The organism is Companilactobacillus ginsenosidimutans, from assembly GCF_001050475.1.
Classification (GTDB): Bacteria; Bacillota; Bacilli; order Lactobacillales; family Lactobacillaceae; genus Companilactobacillus; species Companilactobacillus ginsenosidimutans.
Map to the genome: position 1 here is coordinate 910,216 of NZ_CP012034.1, position 19,851 is coordinate 930,066.

The 19,851-nt window shown below is 37.3% G+C and carries 17 protein-coding genes; 1 reads left to right on the top strand and 16 read right to left on the bottom strand.

Annotation, left to right across the window (positions count from 1 at the left end):
- Positions 1 to 13 precede the first annotated feature (13 nt).
- From zwf to ABM34_RS04920, 16 genes are all read right to left on the bottom strand, one after another.
- Positions 14 to 1,453 carry a glucose-6-phosphate dehydrogenase gene (zwf, locus tag ABM34_RS04845; RefSeq protein WP_048703885.1) on the bottom strand — a complete coding sequence of 480 codons (1,440 nt, stop codon included), beginning with the start codon at positions 1,451 to 1,453 and terminating at the stop codon, positions 14 to 16.
- 151 nt (positions 1,454 to 1,604) lie between these two features.
- On the bottom strand, positions 1,605 to 2,093 hold the full coding sequence (locus ABM34_RS04850) for a hypothetical protein (RefSeq protein ID WP_048703888.1): 489 nt from the start codon (positions 2,091 to 2,093) through the stop codon (positions 1,605 to 1,607).
- Positions 2,094 to 2,775: 682 nt separating this feature from the next.
- Complete coding sequence (gene yajC, locus ABM34_RS04855; RefSeq protein ID WP_232298621.1) at positions 2,776 to 3,240, bottom strand: preprotein translocase subunit YajC; 465 nt, start codon at positions 3,238 to 3,240, stop codon at positions 2,776 to 2,778.
- 91 nt (positions 3,241 to 3,331) lie between these two features.
- Positions 3,332 to 4,477 carry a tRNA guanosine(34) transglycosylase Tgt gene (tgt, locus tag ABM34_RS04860; RefSeq protein ID WP_048703890.1) on the bottom strand — a complete coding sequence of 382 codons (1,146 nt, stop codon included), beginning with the start codon at positions 4,475 to 4,477 and terminating at the stop codon, positions 3,332 to 3,334.
- A 278-nt stretch (positions 4,478 to 4,755) separates the two neighbouring features.
- Entirely contained in the window at positions 4,756 to 5,790 is a 1,035-nt protein-coding gene (queA, locus tag ABM34_RS04865; protein ID WP_048703891.1) for a tRNA preQ1(34) S-adenosylmethionine ribosyltransferase-isomerase QueA, read from the bottom strand.
- A complete protein-coding gene (ruvB, locus tag ABM34_RS04870; RefSeq protein ID WP_048703897.1) occupies positions 5,790 to 6,806 on the bottom strand; it encodes a Holliday junction branch migration DNA helicase RuvB in 1,017 nt (338 codons plus the stop codon). Before ruvB ends, queA begins: the two co-directional genes overlap by 1 nt.
- A gap of 12 nt (positions 6,807 to 6,818) precedes the next feature.
- The gene (ruvA, locus tag ABM34_RS04875; RefSeq protein ID WP_048703900.1) at positions 6,819 to 7,415 is read right to left on the bottom strand and encodes a Holliday junction branch migration protein RuvA; all 597 of its coding nucleotides are present in this window, start codon (positions 7,413 to 7,415) and stop codon (positions 6,819 to 6,821) included.
- Between the two features lie 2 nt (positions 7,416 to 7,417).
- Positions 7,418 to 9,346: a DNA mismatch repair endonuclease MutL gene (mutL, locus tag ABM34_RS04880; protein WP_048703901.1), complete on the bottom strand. Its 1,929-nt coding sequence runs from the start codon at positions 9,344 to 9,346 to the stop codon at positions 7,418 to 7,420.
- Between the two features lie 14 nt (positions 9,347 to 9,360).
- Positions 9,361 to 11,976 (bottom strand): DNA mismatch repair protein MutS, encoded by a 2,616-nt coding sequence (mutS, locus tag ABM34_RS04885; protein WP_048703903.1) that lies wholly within the window; start codon positions 11,974 to 11,976, stop codon positions 9,361 to 9,363.
- Between the two features lie 15 nt (positions 11,977 to 11,991).
- A complete protein-coding gene (locus tag ABM34_RS04890; RefSeq protein ID WP_048703904.1) occupies positions 11,992 to 12,795 on the bottom strand; it encodes a TIGR00282 family metallophosphoesterase in 804 nt (267 codons plus the stop codon).
- Positions 12,796 to 13,199: 404 nt separating this feature from the next.
- Positions 13,200 to 14,141, bottom strand: a complete 942-nt coding sequence (locus ABM34_RS04895; protein WP_064505400.1) for a restriction endonuclease — start codon at positions 14,139 to 14,141, stop codon at positions 13,200 to 13,202.
- A gap of 99 nt (positions 14,142 to 14,240) precedes the next feature.
- Entirely contained in the window at positions 14,241 to 15,215 is a 975-nt protein-coding gene (locus tag ABM34_RS04900) for a ketopantoate reductase family protein (protein ID WP_048703906.1), read from the bottom strand.
- Between the two features lie 263 nt (positions 15,216 to 15,478).
- On the bottom strand, positions 15,479 to 16,156 hold the full coding sequence (locus ABM34_RS04905; RefSeq protein ID WP_048703908.1) for a DUF554 domain-containing protein: 678 nt from the start codon (positions 16,154 to 16,156) through the stop codon (positions 15,479 to 15,481).
- A gap of 194 nt (positions 16,157 to 16,350) precedes the next feature.
- Positions 16,351 to 17,985, bottom strand: a complete 1,635-nt coding sequence (gene groL / locus ABM34_RS04910) for a chaperonin GroEL (protein ID WP_048703910.1) — start codon at positions 17,983 to 17,985, stop codon at positions 16,351 to 16,353.
- 55 nt (positions 17,986 to 18,040) lie between these two features.
- The gene (groES, locus tag ABM34_RS04915) at positions 18,041 to 18,325 is read right to left on the bottom strand and encodes a co-chaperone GroES (RefSeq protein ID WP_048703911.1); all 285 of its coding nucleotides are present in this window, start codon (positions 18,323 to 18,325) and stop codon (positions 18,041 to 18,043) included.
- A 505-nt stretch (positions 18,326 to 18,830) separates the two neighbouring features.
- A complete protein-coding gene (locus tag ABM34_RS04920) occupies positions 18,831 to 19,115 on the bottom strand; it encodes a bacteriocin immunity family protein (protein ID WP_048703913.1) in 285 nt (94 codons plus the stop codon).
- 94 nt (positions 19,116 to 19,209) lie between these two features.
- Here ABM34_RS04920 and ABM34_RS04925 point away from each other — a divergent pair, with 94 nt between their 5' ends.
- On the top strand, positions 19,210 to 19,839 hold the full coding sequence (locus ABM34_RS04925) for a CPBP family intramembrane glutamic endopeptidase (RefSeq protein ID WP_048703915.1): 630 nt from the start codon (positions 19,210 to 19,212) through the stop codon (positions 19,837 to 19,839).
- Positions 19,840 to 19,851: the final 12 nt, after the last annotated feature.

A 19,851-nucleotide genomic window follows, 5' to 3' on the forward strand; every position in this document is an offset into this window, starting at 1 on the left:
TAGCACCACCAATTTAGTCGTCCCAGGTCCAGGAATTACCATCTCTTTCTAGTAATTCAGAAGCTGCATCTGGTCCCATAGTATTACTCATATAATTTGGAAAATCTGGAGTTTCATTGTCCCATTGATTGCGGATAACATCAACATATTTCCAAGCATTTTGTAACTCGTCCCAAAGTGTAAAGTGAATCTTGTTGCCATCCAAAATATCAATCATAAGGCTTTCATACGCTTCACGTTCATGATCGAAATAATTAGGCTTCTCTGGAAACTTAATGAGGGATTGATTTGATTCTTGATAATCGATTCCATTAACTAAAATTGAACTACCATTTTCTGGTTCGATAAGAAATGTCACTGTTGTGTTAGGATTCAATCCTAATTCAGTCGCACTGTCATTGTAGACAATATCTATTCGAGAGGATTTAGCTGGCATTCTCTTACCTGAACGAACATAGAAAGGAACATTCTCCCAACGTTCACTGTCCAATAAAATTTTACCAGCAACAAATGTCTCAATATTTGATTTAGGATCGACATTATCCTCATCACGATAAGCTTTTTTTGAACCAGTGATGTCTTCATCGTATTGTCCACGAACAAAGTTTTGATCAACTTCCTCAGGTGTTAAGTCTTGAAGACTGTCAAAAACGTCACGTTTAACTTCGTGGATTGACTCTGAATCCAATTTTGCTGGTTCATCCATTGCTACAGCACCGATAATTTGCATGATGTGATTTTGAACCATATCACGTAATACGCCGGCTGTTTCGTAATAACCACCACGGTCTTCAACACCAAGTGATTCGGAAAGTGTTACCTGGATATTTGAAATATATTTTTTGTTCAGAGACTTCTCAAATTGTTTGTTCTTCAATCTAATTTGAGTAAGTTGTTGAACCATATATTTACCTAAGTAGTGATCCATACGATAAATTTCTGATTCTGAGAATGTCTTTGTTAATGAATTATTCAATTCAAGCGCACTGTCGTATGAACGGCCAAAAGGTTTTTCGATAACGAGTCGATTATAGCCGTCAGTCTTCAAGCCTTCGGAATTAATATGCTCTGCAACTGTTCCAAAGAATCTTGGTGCGATTGCCATGTAATAAACTCGATTGTGACCAGTGTCGAATTGGTCATCCAACTTGCTGGCTAACTTCTTTAATGCTATGTAATGGTCGGAGTCATTAACATCATGTGATTGATAGAAAAAGTGTTTTGAAAAGTCTTCCATGGCTTTTTCATCATTGTCAAAATCCTTCAATGAGTCAATTACTGTTGAACGGTAATAATCGTCACTCCAAGGTCTTCTTGCTGTCCCGATTACAGCAAAATGATCTTTTAATACTCCTGTCTTGTATAGGCTGTACATGGCAGGATAAAGTTTTCTGTGGGCGAGGTCCCCTGAACCTCCAAAAATAATAAACACCGCTGATTTTTCAGTTGCCATATTTCCCTTACTCCTTCTCCAAGCATCATACGTTTTTATTTTACATCACTACATTGAAAAACATCTGTGATTACGCTTAATTATTGTAATTAATATTATGAAAATCATGATAGACCTTCGAGTATACTGGAAGGCAATACTTTTTTTACAATCATTTTATAAATAACATCAATATTGCAGGAATTGCCATTAGAACTATCAAAACTACTATGGCAATAATCACAAATTTGTTCATAGTTGGATCGTTTTGCTTTTGAAATCCACCACCAAAATAATTTGCAAAATAGATTCCAAAAAAATTGACCATGATCGAAACTATAAACACTGAAGTTGAAGTAATCACGTTCCCAGTCCACAACCCAAAGATGAGAATATCTAACACTATCATTAAGATAATTGTGATGAAATAGTTACGTTTATTAATTTTTGGATTTCGTTGTGACGCTCCATCTTTTGAAATAAATAATGACTTAAGTAAAAACATCAGTCCTACAATTGACCAAGTCAGCAGACTCGACATGTTTGTGGCAACTCTTAGATAATGAAAATTATGGTTACCTAAGATTGCCAGTTCAAATATAAAAACAAAAATGGCAAAGAAAAAATCCGAAGTTCGGTAAAACTTTCGGTTAAATTTCATAATTGTCCTTTCTATTACTTATGTGACCTCATATTTATTTGCTTAAAACATTGAATAGTTATCGATTACATGAGGTTTGTTACTACTTATTTATAATATCATATAGATTATATCTAACGTCATTTTTATTTTAAAAAAATAAAATAAAACAATATTTTGACAAGATTTGGTTATGATCCACGAATAACCTATTTTAATTGTTCTATCAGTCTATAATATGATATATATCAAATAAGCTTAATTCTTCGGAGAAAAACGATGATTTCAAGTCATACAGTGATTGGCTACCTACTAGTTGGTTGTATTTTACTATTATGTTTTTGGCTTGTTTACAACTTCAGTCCTAAGACAAGGAGCTTGCTTCGTAGATTCTCATTTGCAGACATTTTTCTATTCCTTTTTATACTTCAACATGTATTTTCACTTATTCTTCATCTGTTCCATATAATTTAATCCGGGGGAAAAAATATTTTGGAGTTGCTACTAGTATTCACCTTGCTGATTGTAGCAGTGGTAATTACCCTTGTACTTTTGAATTATGATAAGCGAAGAAACTTAAACTGGAATATTATCTTTCTAGTTACATCTCCAGTGATTTTAATTATTTTGTATTTTCTGGAACATCATAAATAAATACATATACAAAAAAAGCTGAGAAATTAATCTCAGCTTTTTAATTTGATTATTTTTCAGCGTCGTCTGACTTTGTATCGTCTGATTTAGCTTCTTCAGCAGGTTTTTCTTCTGCTTTAGTTTCTTCTTTTGGTTCTTCAGCTGGTTTTTCATCAGCTTTGTCATCTGATGCTTCAACCTTTTTAGCATTTTTGTTTGTTGCATCTTTAACGTTATCTGCAGGACTAGCTGAACGAATAAAGTTAAGATCAAATGTTAAGTAAATACCATCACAATCAACTACAACTTCTTTAGCCTCACGGTCGATTGATTCAACAGTACCTTTGATACCACCAAGAGTAACAACTTTGTCACCCTTGTCCATTTGTTTAAGCATATCTTGACGTTTTTGTTGTTGCTTCTTTTGTGGACGAATTGAAATGAAGTACATACCGACAAATAAAATTACGATGAAGATAAGCATTCCATAGCTTCCAATTGGATTAGCAGCAGCGCCTAGTGTTAATATATTCAAATTATTCACCTCATTGATTTATTTCACATAACATAATAATACCAAATATTATGCATTCTATCCAGAAAACGAAAACATTTATCTAATATTATTAGAAGTTTTTTGCATTTTTCTTGTTAAAGCCATATTGTTCGAAGACATGTTCTCTGAATTCTAATAAATTATCATCTTTAATCGATTGACGAACATCTGCCATTAACTTGAGTAGGAAGTATAAATTATGGTAACTAGTTAGATGAGTACCAAATAATTCATTAGCATTAATTAAGTGTCTGATATATGCACGTGTGTAATTGCGACATACATAGCAGTCACAATCTTCATCAATTGGTCTGAAATCACGGGCGTACTTGGCATTTTTAACGACTAATCGTCCATGAGTTGTCATACATGTACCATTTCTGGCAATTCTGGTTGGTAGCACGCAATCGAACATGTCGATTCCACGAATTACTCCATCTATCAATGCATCAGCTGAACCAACACCCATTAAGTAACGAGGTTTGTTCTCTGGCAACATTGGTGTAGTGAAATCTAGGACATGGTTCATTTCCTCTTTAGACTCTCCAACAGATAATCCGCCAATTGAATATCCTGGGAAATCCATGCTGACGAGATCTTGGGCACTTTGTTTACGTAAGTCCTCATATCCAGCTCCTTGAACAATTCCAAACAGTGCTTGCCAATCAGGATTTCTATGAGCTTGTAATCCACGCTCTGCCCAGCGACTTGTTCTGGCTACTGAATCCTTGATGTAATCATAACTTTCGAAAAATGGTGGGCATTCATCCAAACTCATCATAATATCTGGACCAAGATCATTTTCAATTTGAATGGCTTTTTCAGGTGAGAGAAACTCTCTTCTACCGTTCAAATGATTTCTGAAATGCACACCAGCTTCGGTGATATCTCTTGTTTTTGCCAATGAGAATACTTGGAAACCACCTGAGTCAGTTAGAATACCTTTGTTCCAGTTCATAAATTTGTGCAGGCCACCAGCTTCTTTAACTATATCTTCACCTGGTCTTAACCATAGATGATATGTATTAGAAAGGATAATCGTGGCACCAATTTTTTCTAGATCTTCTGGGGCCATATTTTTAACTGTTGCTTCTGTTCCTACTGGCATGAACATTGGTGTTTCGAAAGTTCCATGTGGAGTTTCGATTAAGCCTAGTCTGGCTCCGGTATGCTTTTCTTTTTTTAGTAGTGTGTATTTTACTGCTGGGTTTGGCATTTTTGGGCCTTTCTGGTTTGGATTTTAGTTTGGTTTAGTGCTGTGGTTAAAAGACATAGAGGGGGGTTCCCCTCTATGTCTTTTTTCTGATTTTTGGTTAGTTTCGGGTGGGTCAAGTGCTTGCAGTTCAAGACACTTTTATGCTGTTCTGGTTCTGACTGCTGAAACGAGTTGCGGAGGTCAGACTTTTCCGCTTGCTACGATAAGGCGTGAATGCCAAAAGCGCATTAACGTCTTATCTAGGCAATGCTCGAAGTCTACCGACCTCCTCCACTCTCTTACTTGATAAACATTGCATCTCCGAAACTAAAGAACCGATACTTCTCATCTATCGCGTGTTGATAAGCATTGAGAATATTCTCACGTCCTGTAAATGCGGCGACTAACATGACTAGTGTTGATTTTGGTAAATGGAAGTTTGTGATGAATTCGTCGACTACTTTCCATTGGTATCCTGGTTTGATGAAGATATCTGTCCAACCACTGTCTGGTTTTATTTCTCCATTAAACTTTGTTCCGATTGTTTCTAGGGTTCTAATTGATGTTGTTCCGGTGGCTACTATTTTGCCACCATTTTTTCTTACTTCATTTAATGTTTTGGCTGAGTCTTCGTCTAATCTGTAAAATTCTGAATGCATGACATGTTTACTGATGTCTGATTCTGTTACTGGTCTAAATGTTCCTAGTCCCACATGAAGTGTTAAGTAGACTAATTTAACGCCTTTTTCTTGAACTTTTTCTAGTAGATCCTTTGTCCAGTGTAATCCTGCTGTTGGTGCTGCTGCTGAACCATTTTCTTTTGCATAAACGGTTTGATAACGATCTGGGTCATCTAGTTTCTCTTTGATGTATGGAGGTAATGGCATTTCACCTAATGCTTCCAAAATTTCCAAGAAAATTCCATCATAATGGAATTCAATAATCTTTCCACCATGTTCCAAGTCCTCTAGAACTGTTGCCTTTAATTGACCATCACCGAATGTAACAACAGTTCCTGGATGTGCACGTTTAGCAGGTTTCATTAATACTTCCCACTTGTCACCTTCTGTATTATTCAACAACAATACCTCTTCGTGACCTTCTGAACCCTCTTTTGTACCATACAATCTAGCTGGCAAAACACGTGAATTGTTCATAACTAACGCATCCCCAGGATTCAAATAATCCAAAATGTCATAGAAATGTTTGTCTTCGTATTTTCCAGACTCGTGGTCCAAAACTAATAGCCGCGAGTGATCACGATCTTTAATTGGAGTTTGTGCAATTAATTCTTCGGGTAGATTGTAATCAAAATCTTCAGTCGTTAAAGTCATTATTTTTCCTCCTCGGGATATGGGTAGCCTAAATGTTCATAGCCCTTTTTCGTCACGATACGACCACGAGCAGTACGCTTCAAAAATCCCATTTGCATTAAATATGGTTCATAGACAGATTCGATAGTTTCTTGATCCTCACCAATATTAGCAGCAATCACTTTGATACCAAGTGGTCCACCACCATACAAGTCAATCATCATTTTCAAAATTCTTCTATCTAAACTATCTAATCCGGCGTCATCAACTTGTAATTGATTTAAGGCAGATTTGGCAATTTCGTAATCAATCTTGTCTTTGTTTCCAACTTGCGCAAAATCACGAACTCGCTTTAATAGTCTATTGGCAATTCTTGGTGTTCCACGAGACCGTCTAGCTAATTCATGTGCGCCGTCTTCATCTATTTTAATATTCAAAACGTCAGCGGAACGGAAGACGATTTTTGAAAGTTCTGCCTCACTGTAATATTCCATATGTTCAACAATTCCAAAACGATCACGCAATGGAGCTGACAATTTACCAGAAGTTGTAGTTGCACCAATCAATGTATATGGAACTAATTGATGGTGAAGTGAACGCGATTCTGTTCCTTGTCCAACAATGATATCGATGTAGAAATCTTCCATCGCTGAATAGAGAACTTCTTCAACTGCTTTTGGCATACGGTGAATTTCATCAATGAATAACACGTCACCAGGTGAAAGTTCATCCAAAACAGCTACCAAGTCACCTGATTTTTCAATCGAGGGACCAGTTGTCGTGTGAATGTTAACGCCCATTTCATTTGCAATAATCATCGCCAAAGTTGTTTTACCTAACCCTGGTGGTCCGTATAACAAGACGTGATCCAAAGTTTGCTTACGTTGCTTGGCTGCACGAATATAAACATCCAACTCATGCTTAGCTTTTTCTTGACCTAAATAGTCATCAAACGTTTGGGGACGTAAAGATTTTTCTGACATATCTTCTTTTTCGTTCAATGCATCAGCATCAGTTAATCTGTCATTATTATCCAAAAGCTACCTCCTCTACTTCGTTAATAATTGTAAACCAGCACGCAAATAAGCATCTGCTGAATCTAAATTTTGTTCTTTTAGTGTATCTTTTATTTTGCCAATTTCTCTAGGAGAATACCCTAATGATTGCAATGCTGCAAGTCCATCTAGTAATTCTGGAGAATCTGTTCCGTTTGTCAAAGGAATTGGAGCCTCTCCTAAAATCATTTGACCTTCTGCAGTAAATTTACCTGACAAGTCCAATACAATTTGTTGGGCGGTCTTCTTACCAATTTTTGGAAACTTGGTTAAGAATTTAACATCATTATTTTCAATCGCGTGAATTAATCCAGAATGATCTTGTCCAGCTAAGATTGCCAAAGCACTCTTTGGGCCGATGCCTGAAACACTAATAAGTTTCAAGAAAATCTTTTTCTCGTTTAAATCGTAGAATCCGTATAAGGATTGCTCGTTATCACGCACGATTTGTTCAACGAAAACTTTTGTATTTTCATCTTGTTCATAGCGGTACGGATTTGCAACTTGTACCTTATAGCCAACGCCATTTACATCAACCACAATATAAGCAGGATCGATGTAAGAAATTTTTCCATCTAAGTATTCAAACATAATTATTCACTTTCTCTGGTGTCATGCGAATCTTGAATCCGCTTGAACATTTTTTCTAGATCTTTATTACTAAATTGAACTAGTACAGGACGACCGTGTGGGCAGTTGTATGGATTCTCACATTTGGTCAAATTATGCAATAACTGCATAGCTTCCCTATCATCCAAATGGTGGTTAGCTTTAATTGCTCGTTTACAACTCATCATGATTGCATTCTTCTCACGGAATGCTGCCACACTAATTTTCGAATCATTAAGAACATAATCAATCATCTCACGAATAGTCGATTCTTCTTGCCCCTCCACAAACCAAGTCGGATGTGTATTGATGACAAAACTGTTCTGACCAAAGTCTTCGACATGTAGTCCGATATCTTCCAGTATGTACTTTTTATCCTTAATCATGATTGCTTCAGTGTTCGAGTAATCTAACACGATTGGTACGAGCAACCTCTGTTGGTCACGCGAAACCTTGCCAATCTCATCACGATAATACTCATAGTTAACACGTTCTTGAGCAGCGTGCTGGTCAATCAAATAAAAACCATCCTGACTCTCGGCAACTAAATAAGTCCCATGAATTTGTCCAATATATCTCAAGTCCGGAAACTCTTGACGAGTCTCTTCAGGTTGAATCAATTCATCAGTCGACGTCTGGCTTTCATGATTATCGACAACATTAATTTTCTCGGTAGATTCCTCTTTCAGACGCTCATCCCATTTTTCCAAATGAACCGGGTCTTTAAAAATCGGAGTCGCAGACAAAATTGGATTCTCATCTGGAATAATTGCCGCCGACTCATCCTTAGCAACTTTAGGCTCATGAATCGTTTCATCAATCTTATCCAAAGTTGGAATCGCATCAAAGGTAATTTGCTCAGGTTTATATGCAGGAGCATCAACCGTCGTCTTCCGATTCAAGTTCTTAACCGCACTTGGAATCAAATTTTGATCTGATAATCGATTCCTTATTCCTTCGCTTATCAAGTCAGCAATTCTACTTTCGTTGGCTAACCTAACTTCTTGCTTAGTGGGATGTACATTAATATCAACCAAATTTGGATCCAGTTTAATATCAATCACAGCTACAGGAAAACGACCAATCATCAATTTACTGCCATACCCTCTGACTACAGCACTCGATAGCTGATAGTTCTTAATATAACGACCATTCAAAATCATCGACATATATGAACGATTCGAACGCGTTGTGTCTGGCTTTGAAAAGTAACCTTTAATCTCATAATCAGTATCCGAGTTTTCAAAACTTAACATGTGACTAGCAATCGTCCGACCATAAATACCAGCAATTGTTTGTTGCAAGTTGCCATTACCAGAAGTCCAGACCAAATCCTTTTTTTCATGAATTAATCGAAACGAAATCTCGGGATGGCCCATTGCTAAACGGTCTACAATATCAACAATTCGATTCAATTCTGTGTGAAGAGATTTGACGTATTTCAAACGTGCTGGCGTGTTGAAGAAGATATCTTGCACGGTCATAGTGGTTCCTTTTGAGCGTGCAAAGGTCTCCTTGCTTAACATTGTATTTCCAGCAAAATCAGCCTTAATTGCCGATTTCCCATCAGTACTAGTTAACACGGTCAGTTTCGACACTGATGCAATACTGGCCAAAGCTTCACCACGAAAACCTAGAGTTTTGATGGCGAATAGATCTCTATCGGTGGCGATCTTACTAGTTGAATGTGGTGCAAAGGCGACCTCAACATCTTCTGCAGCAATTCCGTCACCATTATCATTTACTTCGATTGATTTTAATCCGGATTGTTCAACACGAATTAAAACTTGGCTGGCATGGGCATCTATCGAATTTTCGACCAACTCCTTAACAACGGAAGCAGGACGTTCAATAACTTCCCCAGCAGCAATCTGATTACTTAGTTCAACTGGTAATTCATGAATTTTACCCACACACTACACCTTCTTTATTTAAGTTTTTGTTGCCACTTATAGAGTAAATTGATTGCTTCTATTGGAGTGACATTCATTAAATCTTGTTTTGATAAATCTTCTGCAACTTCTTTTGCTTTAAGCATTTCTGGATCATCCTCTGGGAATAAAGAAAGTTGTCCATCATCGACATCTTTACTTTTGGCAGGAGTTTTAGTTTCGACTTCTGCTACTGGTTCCGCAACTTTCATATCTTCAGAAGCAGTAATTTCAGTTCCACCTTCAGCTTCAAGACGAGTCAAAATACTGTCAGCACGTGACAAAACTTGATCTGGCAAACCAGCCAACTTAGCAACGTGAATACCATAAGATTTGTCAGCAGGGCCAGGTAAAACTTTGTGCAAGAAAACGAGCGTTCCATTTTCTTCTGAAGCGTCAACGTGAACATTTTTAACTCCAGACAATTGACTCTCAAGTACCGTCAATTCATGGTAGTGAGTCGAGAACAAAGTCATTGCATTAACATTCTTATCAATATATTCAATTATTGCTTGCGCCAATGCCATACCATCGTACGTTGCAGTTCCACGTCCAATTTCGTCGAAAATCATTAGAGAATTGTCAGTCGCATTCTTCAGTGCATCATTAGCTTCACGCATCTCAACCATGAAAGTACTATCACCTGAAATTAAGTCATCAGCAGCACCAATACGTGTGAATATATGGTCAAATATTGGCAATGTTGCTGCTTCAGCGGGCACAAAACATCCGATTTGTGCCATGATCACCGTCAATGCCATTTGACGCATATATGTACTTTTACCTGACATATTAGGACCAGTAATCAACAAAATGTCGGTGTCCGGATCAAAAGTCACATCATTGGGAATATAAGTGTTGTTCCCTAAAACTTTTTCCACCACGGGGTGACGTCCATTAACAATTTTAAGCTGGTGACCTTCTACGAAGTCGGGAGCAACATAGTGATAAGTTTCGCTGACTACGGCAAAACTCTGCAAGACATCAAGTTGTGACAAGATGTTTGCCAAAGCTTGAAGTCGTCGAATTTGATCTTTAACTTTCTTTCTAATTTCATCAAAAAGATGATATTCCAAAGCTTGTGATTTCTCTTGTGCCTCAAGGATAATGCTTTCCTTGTCCTTAAGTTCGGGAGTGATGTATCGTTCAGCATTCGTCAAAGTTTGTTTTCTTTGATATCTGCCTTCTGGAACTTTATCAACATTTCCACGACTAACTTCGATGTAATAACCGAAAACTTTGTTATAACCAATTTTTAGATTACTGATTCCAGTCGCTTCTTGCTCTTTAACTTTAAGCTCAGCCATCCAACGTTTTCCGTTTTTGGATGCATCAATATACTGATCAAGTTGGTCATTGTAACCTTCCTTGATCACGCCGCCGCCAGTGACTGAAATAGGTGCTTCCTCTTCAATAGAATCTTCAATTAAATCACGAATATCAGCAACTTCATCAATTTTTTCAACGTATGAACTAAGTTGATCATCCCCGATATCAAGTAAAATCGCCTTAATTTGTGGCACCTGTTGAAGTGAAGTCTTCAATTGGATTAAATCGCGTCCATTAACAGTTCCGTATGCAACTCGACCGGCCAAACGTTCCAAGTCATAAACCTTTGTCAAATAATCTTGGAATGAACTTCTTTGGAAATAATTATCCATGAATACCTGCACTATGTGCTGGCGATTGCGTAATTTGCTTGAACTAATTAATGGTCTCGCCAACCACTGTTTTAGCAGACGGCCACCCATAGCAGTTTTTGTTTCATCCAATAACCACAATAAAGTACCCGACTTTTTCGAAGTCCGGATATTCTTGAACAATTCCAAATTACTTTGGGCATTATGATCCATTAACAAATAAGCTGAAGTCTCATAAGTTTGAGCAGCCTTCAGATGGTCAAGTGAACGCATCTGAGTTTTAATTAAATAGCTGATTAAAAGTTTGAGAGTATCGACTTCTTTATCGTCTTCAACTTGTGAGAAATCGAAGCTGTAGTTATCCTCAAGATCTCCCAAACGTGAAATCATGATTCCTAACTTACGAATAGGATCAAGATACTTCTTAGGAAATGTGTCTAATACAACCGTTTCTTTTGTATCTAGATTTTGCATTTCATTAATTAAATCAAGCTGGTTCTCAATAGAAGTTACTTTGACTTCACCAGTTGATAAGTCCGCATATGCTAATCCGAAGTGTCCTTTATTAGTTGTGATGGCAGTAATGTAATTATTCTCAGTCGCTTGATTTGAGTTGTCCATGATAGTACCTGGAGTTACAACACGTGTAACACCACGTTTAACCATTTTGCCTTCGGCGTCAGCAGGATTTTCCAACTGATCACAAACAGCCACTTTATAACCTTTTTCAACTAAGATATCAATATAACTTTCAACAGCCTTGTGGGGTACACCACACATTGGAATGCTATCGTCAGCTTTTTTATTTCTTGATGTCAACGTCAATTCAAGGATTTGTGAACCCTTGACTGCATCGTCATAAAACATTTCATAGAAATCACCGACTCGATAAAACAAAAAAGCATCTGGAAATTGTTTCTTATATTCCAGATATTGTTCCATCATTGGAGTTTCTTTTGTTTTTTGTGGCATAAATTTCCCCCACCATTATTCTAAGAATTTTTTATTATCAGGATTGATTACATAATTTTTGATACTTCGAGCATTGTTGGTTTGATCATTGACATCTACAACACAAAAACCAATCTGCATTCTTCCATCTTCATCAACTTCAAATCTGTTTGGTCTTTGAGTTAGAAAACGATTGATGATGGGTTCTTTTTTAACTCCCAGAATTCCATCATATGAACCAGTCATTCCAACATCTGTTAAATATGCAGTTTCTTTATTAAATACTCGTGCATCATTTGTTTGAACGTGCGTATGTGTACCAACAACTGCGGAAACTTTCCCAGTCAGATAGATTGCTGTCGCAATTTTTTCACTAGTTGTCTCGGCATGAAAATCAACAAACTTAATTGCATCTTTCTCAAGTGTTGGTAACAATTCATCAAATGCATAAAAAGGGTTATCCAGAGGAGCCATCAAAGCTGTCCCCTGCATATTAATTACGTATACTTTCTTCTGATTTACTTTAATTTCAATAAATCCACGACCGGGAACATTTTTTCCTGGAAAATTATATGGTCGCAAAATGTTTTTCTTGGGATCATCAATGAAATCCAATACTTCTTTTTTGTCCCAACTGTGATTACCACCGGAAACTACATCTGCTCCGGCCACTTGAATCTTCTGGTAATCTTCTACTTTGATTCCTTTTCCACCGTTAACATTTTCTCCGTTTACGATGGTTAGCTGTGGTTTCACAACCTTTTTTATTTGTGGTAAGTAGGTCTCTAGTGATTTGATTCCTATGTTGCCTACTACGTCTCCGACAAAAAGTATTTTCATTAATTATTTTCCCCAATCTGTACTTAACTATTGTACCAAAGAAACGTTTGTTCGGGTATTTTCTACGGTTATTAATTTCCTATTTATTGTGGTGTTGGAGTGCTGGTGAAGGATGCCGCACTCCGGTCAGGTTCCGCGGGGGCCGTGGTCGCTGTGAACACGATTCCGAGCTTTTCGAAGTACACGAAAATCTCGGAACTCGGTTTTCATGTAAGCCTGCCCTTTGGCAGGCAAACATGAATGCCACGGCTTGGGCCCCCGCGGAACCTGACCTGCGTGCTGATTTCATCAGCTACTTTCTTGCCTCAACTCACCTCAATTTATATCCTCCGCGTTTTTTAAAATTATTGTAAGAAAAAAACAGGCTTACCAAGTTAACGATTTAGTCTGTCTAGTGGATAATTTTATAAATCAAAAAAATCCTCATCTATTTCGAAAAGATTTAACTCTTGTTTTATTTGAACACCTACTTGGTACTGCAACATTAAATTTGTTAATTGTATACCATTTATTAAAACTATCGAAAATCCTTTGGCTGTTTCTTCAGCAGATTTTGAAAAATGGGAAGTTGTAATAAACACTCCTCTATCAGCATGTACTCTTGATAACGCTCCATAAAATCCTTCTATAGAAGGACGCTGTACTACATTGCCATCACTGTATCTTTTAGCTTGAATGTATACAGTATTCGTTCCTAATGGATCTTGGTTTATCATTCCATCTATTCCACCGTCGTTTGTAGATGGTGTGATAATTGAAGACCCGTTTTTCCCTTTGTATCCCATCTTTGAAAGTAATTGAATCACCAGTCTTTCAAAAAATGTTGGTTCAGATTCTTGAATCATTTTTAATAGTTTCGATGCGACTTCATTATTATATTTTGTTGTCTTTCTGATTAATTCATCAATCCCGCTATCATCTTCAGATTTTTGTATTTCCACGGTTTTGGTTAGCTTATCACGCTGCTTCAATTCTTGTACGTGCTTCACATACTCCGGCAGAGAATGAATTTTATCCTCTGTTATTTCAGAGTCATCTAATTTTAGAAGTTCTAATCCCACTTTTGATATTGTATACATTGCTCGTTTAGGTCTATTTAAAGAACCAGATGTATACAATTCACTAACTGCCCAGTTTATCCGATCCTCAATCATATTAGCTTTCTGCCTATTCTCATAGTTCGCCTTACGCAAGGCTGGGGGAAGCCCCAAAGAATCAGCAATATCCATTGCAATCTTTCTCCCCTGAACTGTTTCACCATTACTCAAATAGTGTAGAACACTGGGTATCATTGCATCCCATCTGGGGAGTCCGTGTTTTCCAATCTGTAAATCTTTATAGTTCATAATAATCACCTGCAAATATAAGGTTTTATCGACTTGATTATACAGTCTTCATTTAATGTTCAAAACAAAAAGCCTCCAACTCCAGGAGGCTTTTTCGTTCTATTTTTCAACTGCTAACAAACTGTCTTCGTTGAATGTTTTTGTAAATTCAGCTAAGTGAACTAGATTTCGTAAGTAATCATGTGTGGTTGCTTCGTAGTGATGTTTTAATCCCAAGTCATAGATGTATCCATTGATGTAATCCACTTCTGTTGGTCTGTTCTTTGACAAGTCTTGATACATTGATGGGAAGTGTAATGGCATGCTGGTTGTACTTGCGTACTTGATTGCTTGCCATTCTTCTTCTCTTGTATTCAACAATTTGATGTTGTCTCTTTCGCAGACGTCAAAGGCTTCATTGATTAATTGTCGACCTAATTTTTCTGCTGTGGGTGCTTGGATGAACTCGCCCATTCTAATTTCGAACATTGTACACAATGTGTTTAAAACTGAATTCAGGATTACTTTTGACATTAATGTTCCCATGAAATTAGTTGTTAGTTCTGGGTTCAAATTTGCTTTGGTGAACTCTTCGACAATTTTGTGGGTCATTTCATCTGGTTTTTCGTTTTGATTAACGACCTTCATGCTTCCGGCTCCGGCTGGTCCCATGAAATCGACATCCCCAGGTCCGTTCAAGACTGTAGCAATCATTGCTGTTCCACTTAAAACCTTATTTGAGTCAAAATATTGATTTAGTTTTTCGATGTGACCAATGCCATTCATTGGTGCGATTACATATTGTTTGTCATTAAATAAATGTTTGCATCGCTTCAAAGCATCTGCTAATTGCATTTGTTTTACGAATACGATCCAAACATCTGGATCACCTTGATATTCTTCTGGAGAATAAATATTGACCGGCACCAAATGCTTATTTTCTCTATCTCTTGATTGATATACTCCACCTTGTTGTTTGATTGTCTCAATTGACTTGTCCCAAATTTCGACAAAGTCCACTGGAAAGCCTGCATCTTGCAAGAGTAATCCGTATCTCAACCCCATGGCACCTGCGCCTAATACTGCATATTTCATATCTATCTACCTCCTAGAAAAGTAATTGTAAAGAAATATTAGACTTTTTATAATCAAAGTCAACCTCGTTCGAATAAATTGTTTACTTTTCTGTGGTAAATATCATTTTTTACATTAAAAATAAATTACAGTGATTAATAATTTATGAATTGGAAATCAAAAAGAGCTTAATTGTATATTGTATACACAATTAAACTCTTTTAACTGTTTTCGATATGTGACACTGCTTCCGTTAGTCTTGCATACAGTATTGGAAGCCGTCCTTAAAAAGCCTGCAGGATTAATACTGCTATTATCGGCACCGCCAAGGATGGCAATAAATTCAAGACACTTATTTTTTTAATTTCAAGTAGTCCTAATCCTGAGGCTAAAATTAATATTCCACCGACAATTGTTAATTCGGTTATCATGCTGGTGTCGATTGACCCTTGCAGCATCATGGCAATTGCGTAGATACTTCCCTGCCAAATTAATACGGCTCCAGCTGCGATTGCTATACCGAATCCGAAGGTCGATGCTAGGGCGATTGAGGTGATTCCATCAAGCATCCCATTGGTGAATAGGAATGTGTAGTCGTGCTTCAAGGCTGCTTGGATTGGACCTAGAATCGATAGTGAACCAATGCAGTAGAGTAAAATTGCTGTGGCTAATCCTTCGGCGAGATTTCCGCCTGAAAATCTACCTACTACATCGTCAAAATGTTTTTGGATGTTAATCCATTGTCCTACGACTCCACCTATTGCGAGGCTGACTATGAACAGGACTGGATAATGGCTTTTTGGCATGTTCTGGACGACGGCATTGATTCCGATGACCATGGCAGCCAAACCCAGTGCTTGCGTCAAAATCCTCTGATATGACGGCTTTAATCCATGGTGCAAGAATTTACCAATGGCGCTACCGATGATTATCATCGTAACATTGAAAATAGTTCCTATCATAATGATCCCCTACATTTGTAATACTTAATATTGTGAACTACTTACAAGTACAAGGTCAACAAAAAAAGAAGTGAGAACTTATTTGTTCTCACTTCTTTATTCGGTATTTGTCTCTATTTGTTTCTCATTTCTAGTATCCGAACTAACTTATATCTCATCATACAAGTTTGTCGGGGTTATTGTATGGGGAGTGATTACATCATTCCGCCCATGCCTGCGGCAGGATTTGCTCCGGCAGCTGGTTGTGCGTCACCTTTTGGATCTGGCTTGTCAGCAACAACAGCTTCTGTTGTTAATAACAATGCGGCAACACTGGCAGCATTTTGTAATGCTGAACGTGTAACTTTAGTAGGATCGATGATACCTGCGTCGACCATGTTTTCCCACTTATCTGTTGCAGCGTTGAAACCAATTTCTTTATCTTGACCCTTCAAGTGTTCAACGATAACTGAACCTTCAAGACCAGCATTTTCAGCAATTTGACGTACAGGTTCTTCAAGTGCTCTGACAACAATGTTGATACCTGTTTGTACATCGCCTTCAGCCTTAACAGCTTTAACGGCATCAAGAATATCAATAAGTGCTGTACCACCACCAGCAACGTAACCTTCTTCAACAGCTGCACGTGTGGCGTTTAGAGCATCTTCAATTCTGTATTTACGTTCTTTTAATTCTGTTTCAGTAGCGGCACCGACTTTAACAACGGCAACACCACCGGCTAATTTAGCTAAACGTTCTTGTAACTTTTCTTTATCGAAGTCTGATGTTGTTTCAGCGATTTGTTTCTTGATTGTTTCAACACGTTCGTTGATGGCATCTTTGTCTCCAGCACCTTCAACAATAGTTGTGTTGTCTTTTGTAACTGTAACTTTACCTGCAGTACCTAATTGGTCCATTGTTGTATCTTTTAATTCAAGACCAAGGTCTGATGTGATAACTTGTGCACCAGTTAATGTAGCAATATCTTCAAGTTGAGCTTTACGACGATCACCAAAACCAGGTGCCTTAACAGCAACAACGTTGAATGTTCCACGAATCTTGTTCAAGACAAGTGTTGGTAATGCTTCACCGTCAATATCATCAGCGATGATTAACAAAGCTTTACCTTGTTGAACGATTTGTTGTAGTAATGGCAAGATATCTTGAATGTTAGAAATCTTCTTGTCAGTAATCAAGATGTAAGGATTGTCTAAATCAGCTTCCATCTTGTCGTTATCAGTAACCATGTATTGTGAAATGTATCCACGATCGAATTGCATACCTTCAACAACATCAAGTGTTGTATCAATACCTTTTGATTCTTCAATTGTGATAACACCATCGTTACCGACTTTTTCCATGGCGTCAGCGATTAATCCACCAACTTCTTCACTAGCTGAAGAAACTGAAGCTACTTGAGCAATATCTTTCTTACCTGAAACCTTGTGAGAAATCTTGTGTAGTTCATCAACAGCGGCTTTTGTAGCTTGTTCGATACCAGTTCTGATACCAACAGGGTTAGCACCAGCAGTAACGTTCTTCATACCTTCAGCAATGATTGATTGTGCCAAAACTGTAGCAGTTGTAGTACCATCACCAGCGATATCGTTTGTCTTTGAAGCAACTTCAGAAACAAGCTTTGCACCCATGTTTTCGAAGTGATCTTCAAGTTCAATACTCTTAGCAATAGTTACACCATCATTTGTAATCTCAGGTGAGCCATAGCTCTTTTCAAGAACAACGTTACGACCCTTAGGTCCGATTGTAGTTTTAACTGTGTTAGCAAGTTTGTTAACACCTTCTAGCATTTTAGAACGTGCATCTTCTGAAAATTTAATTTCTTTAGCCATTTAAATTTCACACTCCATTTAATTTGATAAATTGTCTGTTAATTTGCCTGATTAATTATTCAACGATTGCCATAATATCTTTTTCGTGAAGGATTAGGTAATCTTTGTCATCATACTTAACTTCTGAGCCAGCATACTTATCAAAGAGAACCTTGTCTCCAGTTTTAACTGACATTGCGATTGTCTTACCTTCTGGTGAAACTGCACCAGGACCTGCGGCAACTACTTCTGCAGTTTGTGGCTTTTCTTTGGCGTTGTTGGCCAACACGATTCCACCAACTGTCTTCTCTTCTTCTTTATCGACTGTTACAACGATTCTGTCTCCAAGTGGTTTTAACAATTTATATCCCTCCGATGAATTTTTAATTTTATATTATTTAGCACTCGAACATTCCTTGTGCTAATCACAACTTTTATATTAACATTTTCTTCAGAACATGCAAGTATTTCCCCCTAAAAAGAGCTGGTTTTTCTGAAAAGATTTGCTTCGTAAAATTAGTTTTTGGATGTTCACTTCCGATTCCGGAATGAAATCGATTTTTGGGCTGGAACATGGCCAGCGCATTTGGAGCCTTTTCAAAGTACGAAAAGTCTTCAAACTGTGCTTTATTCTAAGCCGAGAAAACCACTCGACTAAGAATAATTTGGCCATTTAGCCCAAATCGATTTCATTCCTCCATCTGGTGATCCATTAAACTCTTTTACAAGCGGTCTTTGTCTGAAAATTTTTGGTAATAGTTTATGCTATTTGGTTTGTTTGAATTAATTACAGCCACTAAATACAAATAAAAAAGTTGAAAACATTTTTGCTTTCAACTTTATTGTTTGTTCGATATTTTAATTAATTATATCTGTCCGAATATTACTCCTAAGCCGCCACCGAATCCTCGGCTTTGAAATTCTTGACTAACTAATTTTAGATATAGATCTGATAGTGGTTTAGACAATTCTTTTCTCATTGCTATGGGTGTTAAACTTGTTCTTAATTGTGAAGTTATTTTTGGTAGGTACTCTTTTTTTATTAGCTGGTTCTTGGCTGTTTCTAGATAACCTTTTTCTTCGTTGCTGATGTCTAATTCTATATCTTGGTTGATTATGGTTAACAGTTCCTCGGCTTTATTTGTTTTCATCTTCGAATCCTTCTTTAATACGGTATAATGTACACATTGCTTGCTACTAATTTTACTACTTTGGTAGCTTGAATTTAAGATTCGAGGATTTTACATGAAAAACTCTACTAATCAGCTTGTTACGATTTTAGATTACATTGCTCTTATGTTTGTTAGCACAATGCTCTCCATTATGCGGCTTTCTGGACATCCCTATTTTGGAATTATTACTACTGCCGCAATCGTTGTTACAGGCATTATGATTTATTTAGTGCATATTAATGGAAAAAATGATATTGAAAGTAGTAAGTTTGAGTCGCGTCGAGCTATTACTTGGACTTTGATTGGTACTCTTGGTGCCATTCTGATCCAAATTGGTCTTGGCTTTGTCGAACAGAACTGGCTTCATATGACTACTGCTTCGCAAAATACTGCTACCCTGCTTACTACCGCAAAGGGTTATCCATATTATCTGGTTTACATGTTAATTTGTGCACCAATTATGGAAGAAATTATTTTTAGGCGCGTATTCTTTGCTAACCTTATCAAGCCTACAAATATTTATTGGGCTACTGCTATTTCGTCACTGCTGTTCGCTATGATGCATCAAGATACGCGTTTCCTTATTTATTTAATCATGGGAGCTTGGTTCTGCTTTGTTTATTACCGTTCAAAGAATATTTACGTCAGTGCAGCCAGTCACATTCTTATGAATGCGATAGTTTTCGGACTTAGCATTGCTTAAATAATCAGTTGG